We start from the raw sequence: 16086 nt of genomic DNA, 5'->3' as shown, positions 1-16086 counted from the left end.
AAATTACACAAAAAGTTGAAATGCTATAAATATAAAAATATTTACTCATAGTACATATATATTTTTTTAAATTTTATAAATATTAATGCTGATAGTAACGTTACTTAAAGCAACATATTTTTCAATAGAAGCAAAAATATCACATCTATAAATTTTTAAAATTGCCTACCTTAATCCTTTTAAATAGATTATTATTATACTATAATCCTTAAAATTATAAAATTTGAAGAAAAATTAGAATGATAAATATATCTTTTCCCGACGGTAGTGTAAGACAATTTGAAAAAAACATTACCGCCTATGAAGTAGCAAATGCAATTTCAATGTCGCTTGCTAAAGCAGCAATGGTTGCTGAAATAAACGGTGAGCTTAAAGATTTAAGTACCGTAATTGAAAATGATTGCAAGCTTCGTATTTTAACTGCAAAAGACCCTGAATGTCTTGAGATAATAAGGCACGATGCGGCACATTTAACTGCTGAAGCAGTAAAGGAACTATTCCCTGAAACTCAGGTAACGATTGGTCCTGCAATTGAAAACGGCTATTATTATGATTTTGCTCGTGATAAACCTTTTACCACTGAAGATTTAGCCGTTATAGAAGCTAAAATGCAAGAACTTTCAAAGAAGAACGAGAAAGTAACAAGAGAGCTATGGGATAGGGATAAAGCCGTAGAGTTTTTTAAGTCGATAGGAGAGCATTATAAAGCCGAAATTATTGCTTCAATTCCGGCAGGTGAGCAAATTACTTTATACAGGCAGGGTAATTTTATTGATTTATGCCGAGGTCCGCATGCTACCTATACAGGTTTTGTTAAGCATTTTAAGTTGATGAAAGTTGCAGGAGCTTATTGGCGAGGTGATAGTCGTAATGAGATGTTGCAGCGTATATACGGTACGGCGTGGGCTACGAAAGAGCAATTAGACAATTATTTTTTTATGCTGGAAGAAGCCGAAAAGCATGATCATAGAAAGCTTGGGCGTGAGCTTGATTTATTCCACTTCCAAGAAGAAGCTCAAGGGATGGTATTTTGGCATGATAAGGGTTGGAGTATATATAATACTATTGAGCAGTATATTAGGAAAAAGATTCGTAAAAACGGTTATACTGAGGTTAAGACTCCTGTTTTGGTGGATAAAAGCCTTTGGGAGGCTTCAGGACACTGGGAAAAATTTCGTGATGATATGTTCGCGTTAGAAACAGATGACAAGACATTAGCTTTAAAGCCGATGAATTGCCCTTGCCACGTGCAGATTTTCAAACAAGGTATTAAGAGCTATCGTGATTTACCGCTTCGTATGTCGGAGTTTGGTTTGTGTCATCGTAATGAGGCGTCCGGTGCATTACACGGTTTAATGAGAGTGCGTAGCTTAGTGCAAGACGATGCTCATATATTTTGTGCAGAGGAGCAAATTACCGATGAAACAGTTAGTTTTTGTAAATTACTGACGGAAGTTTATAAAGATTTCGGTTTTACCGATATAAAGGTAAAATTCTCTGATCGCCCTGAAGTTCGTGCAGGTAGTGATGAAGTTTGGGATAAAGCTGAGAATGCTTTAAAAGAAGCAGTAGAAAAAGCAGGTTTTACCTATACGCTAAACCCGGGTGAGGGAGCATTTTACGGACCGAAGCTTGAGTTTGTATTAACCGATGCGATAGGGCGGCAATGGCAATGCGGAACACTTCAGATGGATTTTGTATTGCCGGAGCGACTCGATGCTAGCTATATTGCAGCAAGCGGTGAGAAAAAAAGACCGGTAATGCTCCATAGAGCAATCCTTGGTTCGCTTGAGCGTTTTATCGGTATATTGATTGAAGAATATGCCGGGCGTTTTCCTCTGTGGCTTGCTCCTATACAAGTCGCTATTGCAACAATCACCAGCGATTTAAACGATTACGCTTTAGAAGTGCAAAAAGCTTTAATTGATAATGGCGTAAGAACGGATATCAATATCTCACCTGATAAAATTAACTATAAGATTCGTGAGTTTTCTAAGCAAAAAATACCGATGATTGCCATAATCGGTAAGCAGGAAAAAGAAAATAAACAAGTAACGATTAGAAGACTCGGAACTACCGAGCAGGAAGTCTTATCGGTTGAGCAGCTGGTAAAGTTAGTTAAGGAAGAGAATGAGAAGTATTTGTAGTATCTCGTATGTCATTCCTGCGAAAGCAGGAATCTAGAAAAATAGTCTTAATATTCACAAAATAAACCTAAAAAAACAAGTTTTTTGTCGGTTTTACTGGATTCCTGCTTTCGCAGGAATGACATAAAACGGTCTACACAACAATGCCATTCGGGAATGACATAGGAGTCATGCAACAAAGTCACTGCTTAATATAAAATGAAGGCTACAATTATATCGCCGATTATATTTTCCTTCAAATATTTCGCAATTAAAACCTAAAGCACGATAAAAATTTACTGCACTATCATCAGTTTCAGCTGTTATTTTCTTTAAAGTAAAATGACTAATTATATATAAAATTAATTGTTTTCCGATTCCTTGAGATCGAAAAGTTTTTAATACGCTAATATGCCTAATTATAGCCTGTATAGATAATACTTCAATTCCAATTATACCAATTAAGTTTTCTTCTATAAAACATCCGATAAGATGCAGCTTAGTATTTTTATAACTTTCTAATACTTGGCTAATTTTTTCAGTAGTAGGATTACCTATGCTATCTGCTATAAGAATAGATAAATTTTTTTCGGTAAAATTTACCACTCTAAATGTAAATATCGGTTGCATAATAATATTGTAGAATTAAAGATTAATTGATATACTTCACTGCTTTTTGCTATAAGTATAATTTTTCTTTAAGTTTTTAACAAATTTATTTACGAAAACAACATCTCATCCCGTCTCTTTTTTATGGTCGGTTGTATAAATATTGCTATCTTATTATGATGATGGCACCGTTTGCGAGTGCTTTTTATTCTATTTTATATAACTATGCCATAAAGCTTTTGCTGGATTTATTTACTCAAAATGAAAAGATTACATTTGCACAAAGTTATAAACCGGTAATGGTTTTTATAGCTGCACAAGCAATACTTGATGTAGCTTGGCGTGTTCACAATTTTGCCCAGCTTAAAGCAATGCCTTATATCTTTCAAGATATGATGAATAAAATATGTCATCACTGTTTTAATTTGTCATATACCTATTTTCAAAATAACCTTTCCGGTTCTATAGTCGGAAGAGTACGGGGCATAGGTGATAATTATTCTAAAATGCACCAAGCAATTGAGTATAAATTAAGCCAAACTCTACTTATTACATTATTTTCCGGTGTTACTCTTGCCTATATTAATATTAAAATATTTATTATTATTGTTGGTTTTATTGCTGTTTATTTACCTCTTGCATTACGGTTTTTTATCAAACTTGCAAGAATGGAGCAAGATAAGCAAGATTCTTGGTATAATTTATTTGGTATCGTAGCTGATTGTATAACAAATATCTTTACTATTTTTTCATTTGCAGCAAAACAGAGAGAATTAAATAAAATAGAAGATTATTATCATAATGTGCATAATATTTTAACAACTAGATATTATAAATATGATCTCATTATCTCTATAATATTGAACTTAGTATATTGGGTATATTTGATAGGAGTATTTGTATATGTAATTCATTTACGTAATCTTGGTGAAATTAGTATCGGTGATATCGCTTTTATTATGTCACTAACTTTTTTATTTGCTGAAAATTCTTGGCATGCTACTATGAGAGTTAAAGACTTTTTAGAAGATGTAGCAGCATTTCGCTCCGCCTTTACAATCATGCAAACCCCGCAAGATACTATAGATAAAGAAGATGCTGCTGAATTAAAGATTTCTAAAGGAGAGATTATATTTAAGGATATATCTTTTGCATACAAAGAGGGTAGTAGTGTATTTGAGCATCTTAATTTACATATTAAAGCCGGTGAAAAAGTAGGTATCGTAGGGCATTCAGGTAGCGGTAAATCTACTTTGATTGCATTATTGTTAAAGAACTTTAAAGCCGGAATCGGTGATATTATAATCGATAACCAAAGCCTTTACGATATTCCTCTGACAGTCTACGGGAGCAGATATCGCTAATTCCTCAAGGTATTATGCTTTTTCATCGCTCAGTAGGTGAGAATATCGGATATGCAAAAGAGAATGCAACGCCCACTGAAATAGAAAATGCTGCCAAATCTGCAAATATCCATGAATTTATCGAAAGTTTACCGGAAAAATAACACCATTGTCGGTGAGAGAGTAGTAAAGCTAAGTGGCGGACAGAGGCAACGTATAGCAATTGCTCGTGCTATTCTTAAAAACGCTCCAATCTTGGTTTTAGATGAAGCAACTTCAAGTCTTGATAGCCACACAGAGCAAGAGGTACAAAAATCTATTAACACAATGCTTGATATTGAGAATGTAACTATAATTGCTATAGCTCACAGATTATCTACTAATCAAGCATATGGATAGAATTATTGTTATGGATAAAGGCAAAATCGTAGAAGACGGCACTTTTATGGAACTCGTTCGTAAGGAAAAGGGTAAATTTAAGGAATTGTGGGAGCATCAAGTTAACGGCTTTGTTTGAAAATTACTATCTAGGTGTTGTTAATGATCGTCATTACGAGCAGGCATTGCCCGCGGTGGACCGATAAAACCTACTCGATGTCATTTCCACGGAGGCGGGAATCCAGAAAAAAATTATAAATACAGCAAATTTTTGAAATTAAAAGCTCGATTTATCTCGCTTTATGCTGGATTCCCGCCTCCGCGGGAATGATATTGGTATCCACGCAACAATGCTCGCTCGTAATGACGAAAAAACAATATTTACAATCTAAACTTAATTGGAGTTTATTCCTAAATAGTTATATTAGTATATAAGTATTGATTTTAAACCTGCTTTAAAGAAAAAAATTACACCCCTAAGGCTTTTTTACCTTTAGATTGTTCTTGTTCAACTGCTTGAGTATGAGATTTGACTTGAGGGATTTCAAGATCGACTACATGTTCATATCTAACGCCGTTTTCAAATAAAACTTGACCGCATTTATTCACCTGAATAACATCTTCTTTAGAGAACTTATTTAAAATAACTTCCGTAATGTCGTAAAGGAATTTCCAAGATAATTCTATTCTTTCTTGTAATGTCAGCTTTTTGTTTTCCGGTTTTTGACTATTAAGGGCAACATTTGGCGAATCATCAATATTACCTCCTTCAGTAGGTAATATATTTTTTTTACGTGCTGCTATTTTCTTATACATTAAAAATATTAATAATAATGCTAAGCAACCTATGGCAATTAAAATATGAGTATTAGAATTAGACACTATTTTGCTCTTCCTTGTTGTTGAGTTAAGTTTTGTGTTTTAGAAAGCATAGTAACCACTGCTTTACCTATATTAACTAAGTTAGCTATATCAGGAGCTAGCTTTGCAACTGCTAAGACCGGAGGCGGTAATAAGTTAGTTTTTATTGCTAGACTTATAACATTTCCGAGTTCTTTACTTCCTGGTATTACTCCTACTATTTTTTTTATGTCGCTTGCAATTTCCGTAGCTTTTTCTGCTGCTTTACATAAGGATTCTATCTTTTCGCCAAAAGAAGCTTCCGGATTTAATACTTTTAATAATTCTGTTTTAGCTTCATTTAGATTATCCGAAATAGTATTCTTTACAGAGTTTAATTTGTCAATATTTATATCTTGTGGAATTGCACTTTCAATATTACTTTTCAGTTCTGCTATTTTTTCTTCTACTTCATCTTTGCTTTTTGGTATAGCTTTAGCAGCTTTTGCAACATTCTCTAGTGAAGCTCTGTTATTAGGGTTTTTATTTGCTATTTCAATAATTTTTCGAGGCGATTCCTTTGAGATTTCTGAAATTGCGGCAACTTTCTTAGCTTTTTCATAAAGGTTTTCAATCTGGTCATTAGATTTAGCCTCTTCCCTTATTCCTTTTATATCATTATGCAATTTTGTTATTTTTGGCAATAGTTTTTCAGAGTCAATAAGATTATTTACTTTTTCAAGTATACCGCTTGTTTGTATAAATATTCCAAGAATCGGTATTTGAGTCGATATAACTCCGACTAATATATTTTCTAATAATTCTATAATTTTTTTAGAAGTCCCTGTATAGAGTTTATCTAATTCTTGCTAAAATTTTAAAACTTGTTCTAAAACGTTTAAACATTTTTCTACAATAATCCCGTCAAATAAAAAGATATCTTTTGTTTTTAACTGTTCTTGATATGCTTTCTCAAGTGCTTCAGATAAAGTAGTTAGAGATTCTTGGATTGTTCTATTAAAAAGTTTTTCTATTTTCTCTACATCAATATTTTCAGTGTGAGATAATTCATTTAAAGAATTTTGTAAAATATAAAATAAATGATCTTCTAAATCTTTTACATTCATTTTCAAAGATTTTGTAAAACCGTTTAATTTTATTAAAAGTCTTTGTAGTTCTTCTTGTTGTTCTTTATTTAATCCACTAAAACTAGAAAAATCAATTATAGACATAAAATTTATTATTTTGTTACCAAATATTAATTAATCTTAAAGCTTTATAACCGTAAAATAAAATGTAAAATAGTTATCATTGCCCTTGAGATTAATTTTTGTTATATTACGTGCTAACATTGCTACAATAGATTTATATTGTTTTATTGGGATATAGGTATATTCTTGAAAGATTAAACTAATCTAACTAACATATTATTAATTATTCAAAAAATTTATGCGTAAATTAACTACATTTATTATCACATTATTACTAACCGGTTCTGCTGCCGCTGTTGATTTACAGGAAGCTTTAACTGAAGGATATAAGAATAATGAGGAGCTGAAAGCTGCTAGAATTAAGTTTTTGAGTGCGATTGAGCAGTTCCCTCAAGCTTTCTCAGGATTTATGCCTAGTGCCGGATTGCAGATTAATAGACAAAATAGTAAGACTAAATATAATAAAAAATATACTGATAGGCTTGGTCTTACTCCAAGAGAGACAGATAGCAATCGAGGTGCATTAACAATTGAGCAATCATTATTTAGTGGTGGTTCTAGTGTTGCGGCTCTTAAAGCTGCTCAATCAGGGTTTAGAGCATCACGAGGCGAATATTATGCCGGCGAACAAAAAATATTATTAAATTTAATAACTGCTTATCTTGATTGTTTTGAGAGCAAAGAGAAATATGATATTTCTGAAAGTAGGGTTCGTACTAACATACAACAAGTTAACACTGTTGAAGAGAAATTAAGACTAGGGGAAGCAACGGCGATAGATATAGCAACTGCAAGAGCAGGGCTTGCAGCGGCAGAAACGAATAAACTAGCTGCCTATGCCGATTTTCAAGGAAAAAAAGCAAATTTTATTAGAGTATTCGGAATAGAGGCTACTGATATAACTATGCCTAATTTACCTGATATATTACCTGCTTCATTGGATGAGTTAACAAAAAAAGCTGCTAAGTTAAATCCTGATATTGATTCGGCAAGGCATAATGTAACTTCGGCGAAAGCTTTGGAAATGGTGCAGAAAGGAAAATTATTGCCGCAAGTGAGCGTAAAGTTGCAATCAGGTAGAACTAATCCACAAGATCCAGCTGTTCAAAATATAAACAATAAAAGCTATACTACTATTCTTTCGGTAAATATACCTATTTATCCAGATGGAGGAGCTCAATATTCAAGAATCAGATCGGCTAAAAACCAAACAAGAAATAGTGCAGTTCATCTTGATAGTGCGATAAAGCAGACACAAGCGGGTGTTGTAAGCGTGTGGGAAGGATTTGAAGCGGCAAAATCTCGTATTGTTGCAGCTAATCAAGGCGTAGAGGCTGCACAAATATCATATGACGGTACGGTGCAAGAGGAAATAGTCGGCTCCAAAACTATACTCGATGTTTTAGATGCTGAGCAAAAATTGTATGAAGCAAAAATAACTCGTGTGGATGCGTATAAGAATTCAGTACTTGCGGCATATCAAATGAAATTGTTAACCGGCGAGCTAACGGCTCAAAGTTTAAAACTTAAAGTAAAATATTTTAGTCCTGAAGAAGAGTTTAAGACTATTAAAAAGAAAATGTTTATAGGTTTCTAACGTGAGTAAGGAAAATAAAAAGAACCAAGATATGTCTGTAGAAGACATATTAAAATCGATTAAAGGAGTAATTAACGAGCGTAAAAATCCTATTTATGAAAATGATAGTGAAGATGAAGATATATTAGAGCTAACGGAAATAGTAAATCAAGATGAGGAAGAAAAGTTAATATCAACTAAATCTGCTGAAGCGGTAGGTGATATTTTTAAAAATTTTACCGATACTATTAAAGATAAAAAGCTGGATAATAATATCTCATCTAAAAATGCACTTGAAGAATTAGTCGTCCAGATGTTAAAACCGGAACTTAAAGCTTGGCTTGATAAAAATCTACCTGTACTTGTTAAAGAGTTAGTAGAAATTGAAATAAAGAAATTGGTGCAGAATAGTAAGAGGTAGGAGAGTGAATTATTGTCACCCCGTGGCTTGACCACGGGGTCCATGCAAACAACTTGTAGTAGTCAATTTTACTGGATACCGTGGTCAAGCCACGGTATGACAGGATAAATAAGGAATTATATGTTAAATAAATTATGTAAGATATTATTTTTTATCAATCTGTTATTGGTTGCAGTTCAAAGTTATGCTTCCCCTCCGCCCTTACCGCCATCATTACCGGCTGCCGAAATAGATACTAAAGATAAGGATGTTAGCTCTAATTCCGATATTTCTTTTTTTGATAAATTTAAGCAATTTTTTAGTAAATCAAAAAAGAAAAATATCCCCCCTAAACAGCCAAATGAGCAAACTAAAGCAGCCCATCAAGAAGAACCAAAGCTAGCTTCACAAGAGCATACTGAAGCTGATGCGTCTGAACCTTTTATAGATACCGGTAATACGGCGTTGCCTAGTGTCACCGCAAGTAATGAACATGAAAATAGTGTAAATTTAGCTTCTCATGACATTCAGGAATCTAATGAAACCGAGGCATCTAAACCTGTTATAGATGTTGGTAATAAAGCATTGCCTAGTGCTGCAAATAATGATGTTCATACAAATACCGAACATGAAAATAGTACAAATTTAGCTTCTCATGATAACACACCGGATATACAAGTTACCCAACAAGAACCTAATGAATCGGAAACATCTGAACCTTTTATAGATATTGGTAGTGCAAAGTTACCTAGTGCTACAAGTAATGAAATACATGAGGAAGAAGTTGCTTCTAATAAGCATAAAGATACAAATTTAGCTTCTAATATTATAACTCCTAATGTACCGAGACCGATAGTATCCATGCCTCCGGCTCAAGCAGGAAGTTATGTAGTGCCTCTGCAGCGACCGGTGCAAATATATAAACCAACCAATTTGCCGCCTGTGCATAAGCCTATTCCGCTTAACCCCCCTCCTGATGCTAATAAAGAGGAAGAAAGCGTAGCACCGATAGTACCGCAATCTATACCTAATATGCCCGCTGTTTCTCCGCCTGTGGTTAGCACGCCGCTAACCCAAGATACTACTACCACTAGTACTATGCCGACAACAGTACCTACTGCAGAAACTCCGGCAGTACCTAGTAATGTACCTGCACCTCCGGTAATGCCTACAAATCAACCTTCTACACAGCCTATACTACCTCCTAGCCCAAATACACCCGTTACTACTCCGTCTAAAGTAGTTCCTACAACTGATTCTTCGGCGGAAATAAATAACTCGCAAGAGACATTTGTTGCTGTTTCAGAGGGTCCAAAAAAACAAGATTGGAATACGCCGCTTATACCCGTTGTTGTAGTGAAGCCGAATCAACCTCAGACCTTAGAGAAGCAAATTAATAATGATCAAACTACAAATAATCAAGAGAAATCACCTCCGGTAAGCTCTTCAAATGTCACGATTCAAAAACAAGATGATAAGGTGAATAATGAAACCTCGGAATCGACAACAAAATTTGTTAAAGATGAAACGCAAATGTTACTTTTACCTGATGATGATATAGTTCTTGGTAAATTAACAGAACAGGCTAATTTAGAGCAGATGGATATGTATACATATATAGAGCTGTTCCAAAAGAAAGAAGAATGGATAGCAAGTGCTGAAAGAAGAAAAGTTGTAGAGAGTTTTATTAAATATGATAATGATATAAATAAAAAGAAAGATATTTATGCCAATCTATCTTATTGTAAGGCAGTAGATAATGCTTTTAGAGCAGTTGATAGAAACAATCTTTTTGGGTTGCGTGCGTTACTTGACGTTTATCTAATATTGCAAGAAAAAAGTAGAAGCGGTGAAACATTACTAACTGCTGCTATTTATAACGATAATTACTATTTAGCAAAATTTTTGGTCATACGAGGTATTAAAATCTCTACTCTAAATGATGAATGCCAATATCCGTTAGATATTGCGTTAGCTCAAGGAAACGCTAACATAGCTTGTATGTTAATCAAAGCTAAGGGGTATAACTAACAATATTGCTCGCGTAATTGTCATTCCGCGAGCTTGTAGCGGGATCCAGTCTTTTTTAATTGTTTTTATGGACCCCGTGGTCAAGCCACGGGGTGACATATGGAATTCGCTCCATACAACAATACTAACAATTTCTTTAAAGCTTAATTGCTTTTCTATGTTAAATAGTTTAATTTAGGAAAGAAAATAATTAATTAAATCTCTAATATATGAGCGATTTATTCAGCTTTAACAAAGAAAAGAAAAATAAGCTAGTCGATAATAACTATAGTGCAAAAGATATTGAAGTATTAGAAGGCCTTGAGCCTGTTCGTAAAAGACCGGGGATGTATATCGGGGGTACTGATTCAAATGCTATGCATCATTTAGTATCTGAGGTGCTGGATAATGCTATGGATGAAGCAGTAGCCGGCTTTGCAAGTATCATCACGATAAAAATGCATCAAGATCATAGTATTACTATATTTGATAACGGTCGCGGTATTCCTATTGATAATCATCCTAAATTTCCTGACAAATCAGCTTTAGAAGTAATTTTAACTACTCTTCATTCAGGAGGTAAATTCTCAAATAATGTTTACCATACTGCAGGCGGATTGCATGGTGTTGGAATATCGGTAGTAAATGCTTTATCTAAACATTTAGAAATAAAGGTTTATAAACAAGGTAAATTATATAGCCAAAGTTATTCTAAAGGAGAAAAATTAACTGATTTAATATGTGAAGAAGCATCTAAAAGGCTAAGAGGTACATCAATAAATTTCTCTCCAGATCCGGAAATTTTTAGTGAAAAATTACATTTTAACCCTAAAAAGATTTATGAGCTTGCAAGGTCAAAAGCTTATTTATATCGCGGTGTTACTATAGAATGGGAATGCGAAGTAGAAGTACCGTCAGATATACCTAAAAAGGCATTAATAAATTTCCCGAACGGTTTAAAAGATTATTTAAGTTCAAAAATAACTTTAGATAATTTAATTATTCCGGAAATTTTTTCAGGTAATATAGAGTCTACGCCGGACGAGATAAAACTTGAATGGGCGATTTGTTGGCAAAATAATGATAACTCGGCATTTATTCAATCATATTGTAATACTGTTCCGACTCCTCAAGGAGGAACGCATGAGCAAGGTCTTAAGTCGGCTATTTTACGTGGGCTTAAAGCATACGGTGAAATGATAGGAAATAAAAAAGCTGCTAATCTAACTATTGAGGATATTTTAGAAACCGCAAGTGTCGTACTTTCTATTTTTATAGCTGAGCCGTCTTTTCAAGGACAAACTAAGGAAAAATTAGTGTCAAACGGTGTAAGTAAACCGGTTGAGAATATAATAAAAGATCATTTTGACCACTTCCTTAGTAGCGATAAAGCTTTAGCTACTAATTTACTTGAGCATGTAATTGCTATTGCTGAGTTTAGAATAAGTAAGAAAAACGAAAAAAATATTTCCCGTAAAAATGCCACTCAAAAATTACGTTTACCCGGTAAACTTGCCGATTGCACACGAACTTCACCTGAAGGGACGGAATTATTTATTGTAGAAGGTGATTCGGCAGGAGGCTCTGCAAAACAAGCTCGTAATAGAGAAACGCAAGCAGTATTACCGCTATGGGGTAAAGTTCTAAATGTTGCGAGTTCTACGCTTGAGAAAATCGTTAATAATCAAGCAATACAAGATTTAGAAATAGCTCTTGCTTGTGGTAGTTTAAAGAATTATAAAGAAGAAAATTTGCGTTATGAAAAAATAATTATTATGACTGATGCAGATGTTGACGGTGCTCATATAGCTTCGTTATTAATGACTTTCTTTTTTTTACGAATGCCGAAATTGGTAGAAGAGGGGCATTTATATCTAGCTAAGCCTCCGCTTTATCGTTTAACGCAGTCTAATAAAACTTATTATGCAGGCGATGAAGAGGAAAAAGCTAGGTTAACGGATAAATTATCGAAAGCTAGTAAAGCTAAAATTGAAGTAGGTAGGTTTAAAGGTCTCGGCGAAATGATGCCTGCACAATTAAAGGAAACTACTATGCATCCGGAAAAAAGATCGCTTTTAAAGGTGACTTTAGAAGATTTTCAAAATGTCGATAAAATAGTAGATGATTTAATGGGTAAAAAGCCGGAAAAAAGATTTCAATTTATTTATGAACAGGCTTTAGTTAAAATGGATAAGATTATTAACGAGTTGGATATTTAAGACAAGGCGTCATTGCGAGCGTCCTTAATGTCACCCCGTGGCTTGGACCACGGGGTCTTAGGACACAGCCTGTGATACAAGATCCCGTGGTCAAGCCACGGGATGACAAAACACACACATATTTGGAGTATTATGTTATTACGTTTAATTATAACACTATTTTTTATTATAAATTCTATTTGTGCATTTGCAGAAGAAGAAAAAGAAACTGAAAATAAAATATCAAATCAGGAAGCTTATAAGCAATTTCAAGACGTATTTGAACGTATTGAAAAGGATTACGTACAGGTACCCGATAGGCAAAAAATGATAGATGAGGCAATTAACGGTATGTTAAACTCGCTTGATCCTCATTCAAGCTATTATACCGATGAGGATTTAGAAGATATTTTTACTTTTACAAAAGGTGAATTCGGCGGAATCGGTGTTGAAATAATGTATGATAGTGGAGCGATTAAGATAATATCGCCTATTGATGATTTGCCGGCTTTCAAAGCAGGGCTTAAAGGCGGGGATTATATAGTAGGCGTGAATGACGAGTTAGTCTCTACGCTTGGACCTAATAAAGCTATAAAAGAGATGCGTGGTACGCCTGGTACTAAGATTAAATTGTTGATAATTAAGGAAGAAGAGGCAAAACCGCAAGAGCTAGAGCTTACTCGCGAAATAGTAAAAATCAAGCCGATAAAAGCACATTTAGAAAAAAATAATATTGCATATATACGTATAACTACTTTTAATGAGTCAACAATTTCTGAGCTGAAGGCAGCAGTAAAGAAGTTAAAAACTGAAAGTAAAGATGACCTAAAAGGTATAATTCTAGATTTACGTAATAATGCCGGAGGTATACTAGATCAAGCTATTGCCGTTAGTGATTATTTTATTGATTCCGGTGTAATTGTAACAACAAAAGGTAGAACTACATCAAGTAATAGCGAAACTAAAGCAAATGAGTTTTCGTTAAAAGCTCCCAAAGTACCTATGATAGTTTTAATAAACGGTAATTCTGCCTCTGCCTCGGAAATAGTTGCTGGAGCTTTGCAAGATCATAAAAGAGCAATAATACTTGGCACTAAGTCTTTTGGTAAAGGATCAGTTCAGGCTTTAACGCAAATCAATTCTAGGGCTGCCGTAAAACTCACTATATCTAAATATTACACCCCAAGCGGTCGTTCTATTCAGGCAGAAGGAATAGAGCCTGATATTTTAATTGAGCCGGCAAAAGTCGAATATCCTGAGGTGAAAAAAATAGATAAGCGTTTTTCAGAAAGTTCTTTAAAAAATTACTTAAAAAATGATAATGAAAAAAATAAAGATAATTCATCTAAAAACAAAGATAGCAAAAAAGAAACAAAAGCTAAAAATAATAAACAAGAAGAGAATGAATTATCAGAATTATACAAAAAAGATTATCAATTTGCTCGTGCTTATGATGTAATTACAGGGTTGATTATTAATAAGAAGCTGGAAACGAAAGAGAAAGTTAAACAAGAAGATAAGTAGAGAGGATAATGTCATTCTAGGTTTTGCTGCATGGAGGTCGAGTCGTCCATTGCGAGGAGCCGTAGGCGACGCGGCAATCCAGAAAAAAGCGAAATGTGTCATCCCGTGGCTTGACCACGGGATCTTATTATTACAGACTGAGTCCTGAGATACCGCTACAAGCTCGCGGTATGACATTAAAGGTGACTGGATTCCCGCCTACGCGGGAATGACATACTGAACGTTCGTACAGTAGAGAGGCAAGCCATAGGATGACTTGAGCTAAAAATAACTACTAGGTCTCGTAATGAACCATAATAAGTATATAGTAAGATTGTCATTTATTATATTATTTCTTAATATTGTCATAAATATGATGTTTTATCGTTATTTTATGATAAAAGAAATGATAGTAAAACAAGTGGCTTTGGAACATACTAAAATTGTAGAACTTTACACTGATAATATTTGGAATACTCATCAGAACGTAATCAGTAAATTACATAAATTCGATTATTTAAAACTATTACAAGATCAAGATTTTATTAATTTTGCAAAGATTACCGCTCAATGGTTCACCAATCTTAATATTAATATTTCTCTCTACGATCTCAAAGGTAATAAATTCATCACTAGTAATATGTTACATATGTATAGTGTAGACAATTATAAAGATGATAGCTTGGTTGAGATATTTACTGCAAAAATCGATAAATTTTTTTTGAAATCCTTTACTTCAAAAGCTCCGCTTCGGGATGCTTTTGAAGGTATTACAAGTCATATATTATTACCAAGGGTAGTAATAGAAAATGAAAGTGATTTAACAGTGGAAGAAGCTTCTTTTGTTACTAGCTATATCCCTGTTATAGATAATAATTTAGATTTTCCCGTAGATGCAGTATTTGAGATTAATACTAATATTACCAGCCAGTGGCAAAATATAACCTCTCTTGAGCAAAAAGTTTTTATAACTTTTATCATTATTTTTATAATATTCTGCACTATAATTATTAGTAATACTAACTATGCTAGACAAATTATTGAGGAGCAGCTTGAAACAAATAGAAATTTAAAAGCTCAAATAGTAAAAGTAGAAAAAACCAGCTCTTCAAATACAAAGTTTTTTGCTAATATTAGTCATGAATTGCGTACACCACTTAATGCTATAATAGGCTTTTCGGAAATTCTTATGTCGGAAAGAGATGCAGAAAAAAGTAAAAATTATATTAAAGATATAAATGATGCTGGTAAACATTTGCTTAGTATGATTAATGATATTTTAGATCTTTCTAAAGCTTCTGCTGATAAATTAAAAGTAGATAGTATAGATCTTGATTTAAATAAATTAATTAGTTCTTCGCTGATACTTGTTAAGCCTCGTGCCGATCAAGCCGAAGTGGCTTTAATTAGTAGATTACCGAAAGAGCATGTGGTTATAAAGGCTGATCCAAAGAGGTTAAAACAAGTATTCTTAAATCTTTTATCAAATGCCGTGAAATTTACAAATTCCGGAGGAAGTGTTACTATTGCACTTGAAAAAGATGAGATAGCAAAATTAGTATATATAAAAGTTATAGATACCGGCATCGGTATTGAGGAAAAAGATATCCCAAAAACTTTATCGGCGTTCGGTCAAATTGATAGTGAGCTTAGTCGAAAATATGAAGGTACCGGTCTTGGGCTGCCGCTCACTAAAAAGTTGGTTGAACTTATGAACGGTAAATTTGATTTGCAAAGTAAGATAAATGAAGGTACCACCATAACAATAACTTTTACATATGACGGTAGTATTGAGATATAAGCATTGCCTAAAAAGAATTGTTTGAGATAGAATGACAATAAGGTCTTTATTAAGTGTTGTATAAAACAAAAGCACCTTTTTAGGTAATTCC

General features: G+C 33.7%; 17 protein-coding genes and 1 pseudogene. 12 read left to right on the top strand and 6 right to left on the bottom strand.

The features are described from left to right. The first annotated feature begins 239 nt into the window (after nt 1-239). Entirely contained in the window at nt 240-2147 is a 1908-nt protein-coding gene (gene thrS / locus AC5587_RS06185) for a threonine--tRNA ligase (protein WP_499162169.1), read from the top strand. A 47-nt stretch (nt 2148-2194) separates the two neighbouring features. On the opposite strand, the gene AC5587_RS06180 is transcribed toward thrS, so the two are convergent. Both AC5587_RS06180 and AC5587_RS06175 read right to left on the bottom strand, forming a co-directional pair. Further along, entirely contained in the window at nt 2195-2326 is a 132-nt protein-coding gene (locus tag AC5587_RS06180; RefSeq protein WP_499162168.1) for a hypothetical protein, read from the bottom strand. Next, nucleotides 2316-2756: a GNAT family N-acetyltransferase gene (locus tag AC5587_RS06175; RefSeq protein ID WP_410527480.1), complete on the bottom strand. Its 441-nt coding sequence runs from the start codon at nt 2754-2756 to the stop codon at nt 2316-2318. The genes AC5587_RS06180 and AC5587_RS06175 overlap by 11 nt, the downstream gene beginning before the upstream one ends. A gap of 155 nt (nt 2757-2911) precedes the next feature. Here AC5587_RS06175 and AC5587_RS06170 point away from each other — a divergent pair, with 155 nt between their 5' ends. The 4 genes from AC5587_RS06170 to AC5587_RS06155 are packed head-to-tail and all read left to right on the top strand — an operon-like array spanning nt 2912 to nt 4595. Continuing rightward, nucleotides 2912-4099, top strand: coding sequence for an ABC transporter transmembrane domain-containing protein (locus tag AC5587_RS06170; RefSeq protein WP_499162167.1), 1188 nt, complete (start codon nt 2912-2914; stop codon nt 4097-4099). 14 nt (nt 4100-4113) lie between these two features. Beyond that, nucleotides 4114-4242 carry a hypothetical protein gene (locus AC5587_RS06165; protein WP_499162166.1) on the top strand — a complete coding sequence of 43 codons (129 nt, stop codon included), beginning with the start codon at nt 4114-4116 and terminating at the stop codon, nt 4240-4242. Beyond that, the gene (locus AC5587_RS06160; RefSeq protein ID WP_499162165.1) at nt 4211-4477 is read left to right on the top strand and encodes an ATP-binding cassette domain-containing protein; all 267 of its coding nucleotides are present in this window, start codon (nt 4211-4213) and stop codon (nt 4475-4477) included. Before AC5587_RS06165 ends, AC5587_RS06160 begins: the two co-directional genes overlap by 32 nt. Beyond that, on the top strand, nt 4470-4595 hold the full coding sequence (locus tag AC5587_RS06155; RefSeq protein WP_499162164.1) for a hypothetical protein: 126 nt from the start codon (nt 4470-4472) through the stop codon (nt 4593-4595). Before AC5587_RS06160 ends, AC5587_RS06155 begins: the two co-directional genes overlap by 8 nt. Before the next feature lie 329 nt (nt 4596-4924). On the opposite strand, the gene AC5587_RS06150 is transcribed toward AC5587_RS06155, so the two are convergent. Next, nucleotides 4925-5338 carry a DUF2660 domain-containing protein gene (locus tag AC5587_RS06150; RefSeq protein WP_499162163.1) on the bottom strand — a complete coding sequence of 138 codons (414 nt, stop codon included), beginning with the start codon at nt 5336-5338 and terminating at the stop codon, nt 4925-4927. Then, nucleotides 5338-6528 (bottom strand): annotated as a pseudogene (locus tag AC5587_RS06145) (hypothetical protein). Before AC5587_RS06145 ends, AC5587_RS06150 begins: the two are co-directional and overlap by 1 nt. Nucleotides 6529-6745: 217 nt before the next feature. Here AC5587_RS06145 and AC5587_RS06140 point away from each other — a divergent pair. Genes AC5587_RS06140 through AC5587_RS06125 form a run of 4 tightly spaced genes read left to right on the top strand, consistent with a single transcriptional unit; the run spans nt 6746 to nt 10514 of the window. Then, the gene (locus AC5587_RS06140) at nt 6746-8104 is read left to right on the top strand and encodes a TolC family outer membrane protein (RefSeq protein WP_499162162.1); all 1359 of its coding nucleotides are present in this window, start codon (nt 6746-6748) and stop codon (nt 8102-8104) included. 1 nt (nt 8105) lies between these two features. Then, nucleotides 8106-8504, top strand: a complete 399-nt coding sequence (locus tag AC5587_RS06135) for a DUF2497 domain-containing protein (protein ID WP_040257160.1) — start codon at nt 8106-8108, stop codon at nt 8502-8504. Between the two features lie 12 nt (nt 8505-8516). Beyond that, the gene (locus AC5587_RS06130) at nt 8517-8612 is read left to right on the top strand and encodes a proline/betaine transporter (protein ID WP_410527041.1); all 96 of its coding nucleotides are present in this window, start codon (nt 8517-8519) and stop codon (nt 8610-8612) included. Nucleotides 8613-8624: 12 nt separating this feature from the next. Beyond that, nucleotides 8625-10514 carry an ankyrin repeat domain-containing protein gene (locus tag AC5587_RS06125; RefSeq protein ID WP_499162161.1) on the top strand — a complete coding sequence of 630 codons (1890 nt, stop codon included), beginning with the start codon at nt 8625-8627 and terminating at the stop codon, nt 10512-10514. Here the strand turns inward: AC5587_RS06125 and AC5587_RS06120 are convergent. Further along, nucleotides 10488-10613, bottom strand: coding sequence for a hypothetical protein (locus tag AC5587_RS06120; protein ID WP_499162160.1), 126 nt, complete (start codon nt 10611-10613; stop codon nt 10488-10490). The genes AC5587_RS06125 and AC5587_RS06120 overlap by 27 nt on opposite strands. A gap of 110 nt (nt 10614-10723) precedes the next feature. On the opposite strand from AC5587_RS06120, the gene parE reads away from it, so the two are divergent. Next, nucleotides 10724-12712 (top strand): DNA topoisomerase IV subunit B, encoded by a 1989-nt coding sequence (parE, locus tag AC5587_RS06115; protein ID WP_499162159.1) that lies wholly within the window; start codon nt 10724-10726, stop codon nt 12710-12712. Here the strand turns inward: parE and AC5587_RS06110 are convergent. Further along, complete coding sequence (locus tag AC5587_RS06110) at nt 12693-12821, bottom strand: hypothetical protein (protein ID WP_499162158.1); 129 nt, start codon at nt 12819-12821, stop codon at nt 12693-12695. The two genes, parE and AC5587_RS06110, sit on opposite strands and share 20 nt — an antisense overlap. A gap of 23 nt (nt 12822-12844) precedes the next feature. Between AC5587_RS06110 and AC5587_RS06105 the strand changes: the two genes are divergently transcribed. Both AC5587_RS06105 and AC5587_RS06100 read left to right on the top strand, forming a co-directional pair. Then, the gene (locus AC5587_RS06105) at nt 12845-14215 is read left to right on the top strand and encodes a S41 family peptidase (RefSeq protein WP_499163010.1); all 1371 of its coding nucleotides are present in this window, start codon (nt 12845-12847) and stop codon (nt 14213-14215) included. A 286-nt stretch (nt 14216-14501) separates the two neighbouring features. After that, on the top strand, nt 14502-15995 hold the full coding sequence (locus tag AC5587_RS06100; protein WP_499162157.1) for a sensor histidine kinase: 1494 nt from the start codon (nt 14502-14504) through the stop codon (nt 15993-15995). Nucleotides 15996-16086: the final 91 nt, after the last annotated feature.

The sequence above is a fragment of the Rickettsia endosymbiont of Hedychridium roseum genome (assembly GCF_964028255.1).
GTDB classification, from domain to species: Bacteria; Pseudomonadota; Alphaproteobacteria; order Rickettsiales; family Rickettsiaceae; genus Rickettsia; species Rickettsia asembonensis.
Note: the sequence above shows the minus strand (reverse complement) of the source record. Positions and strands in the feature narration are given on the sequence as shown.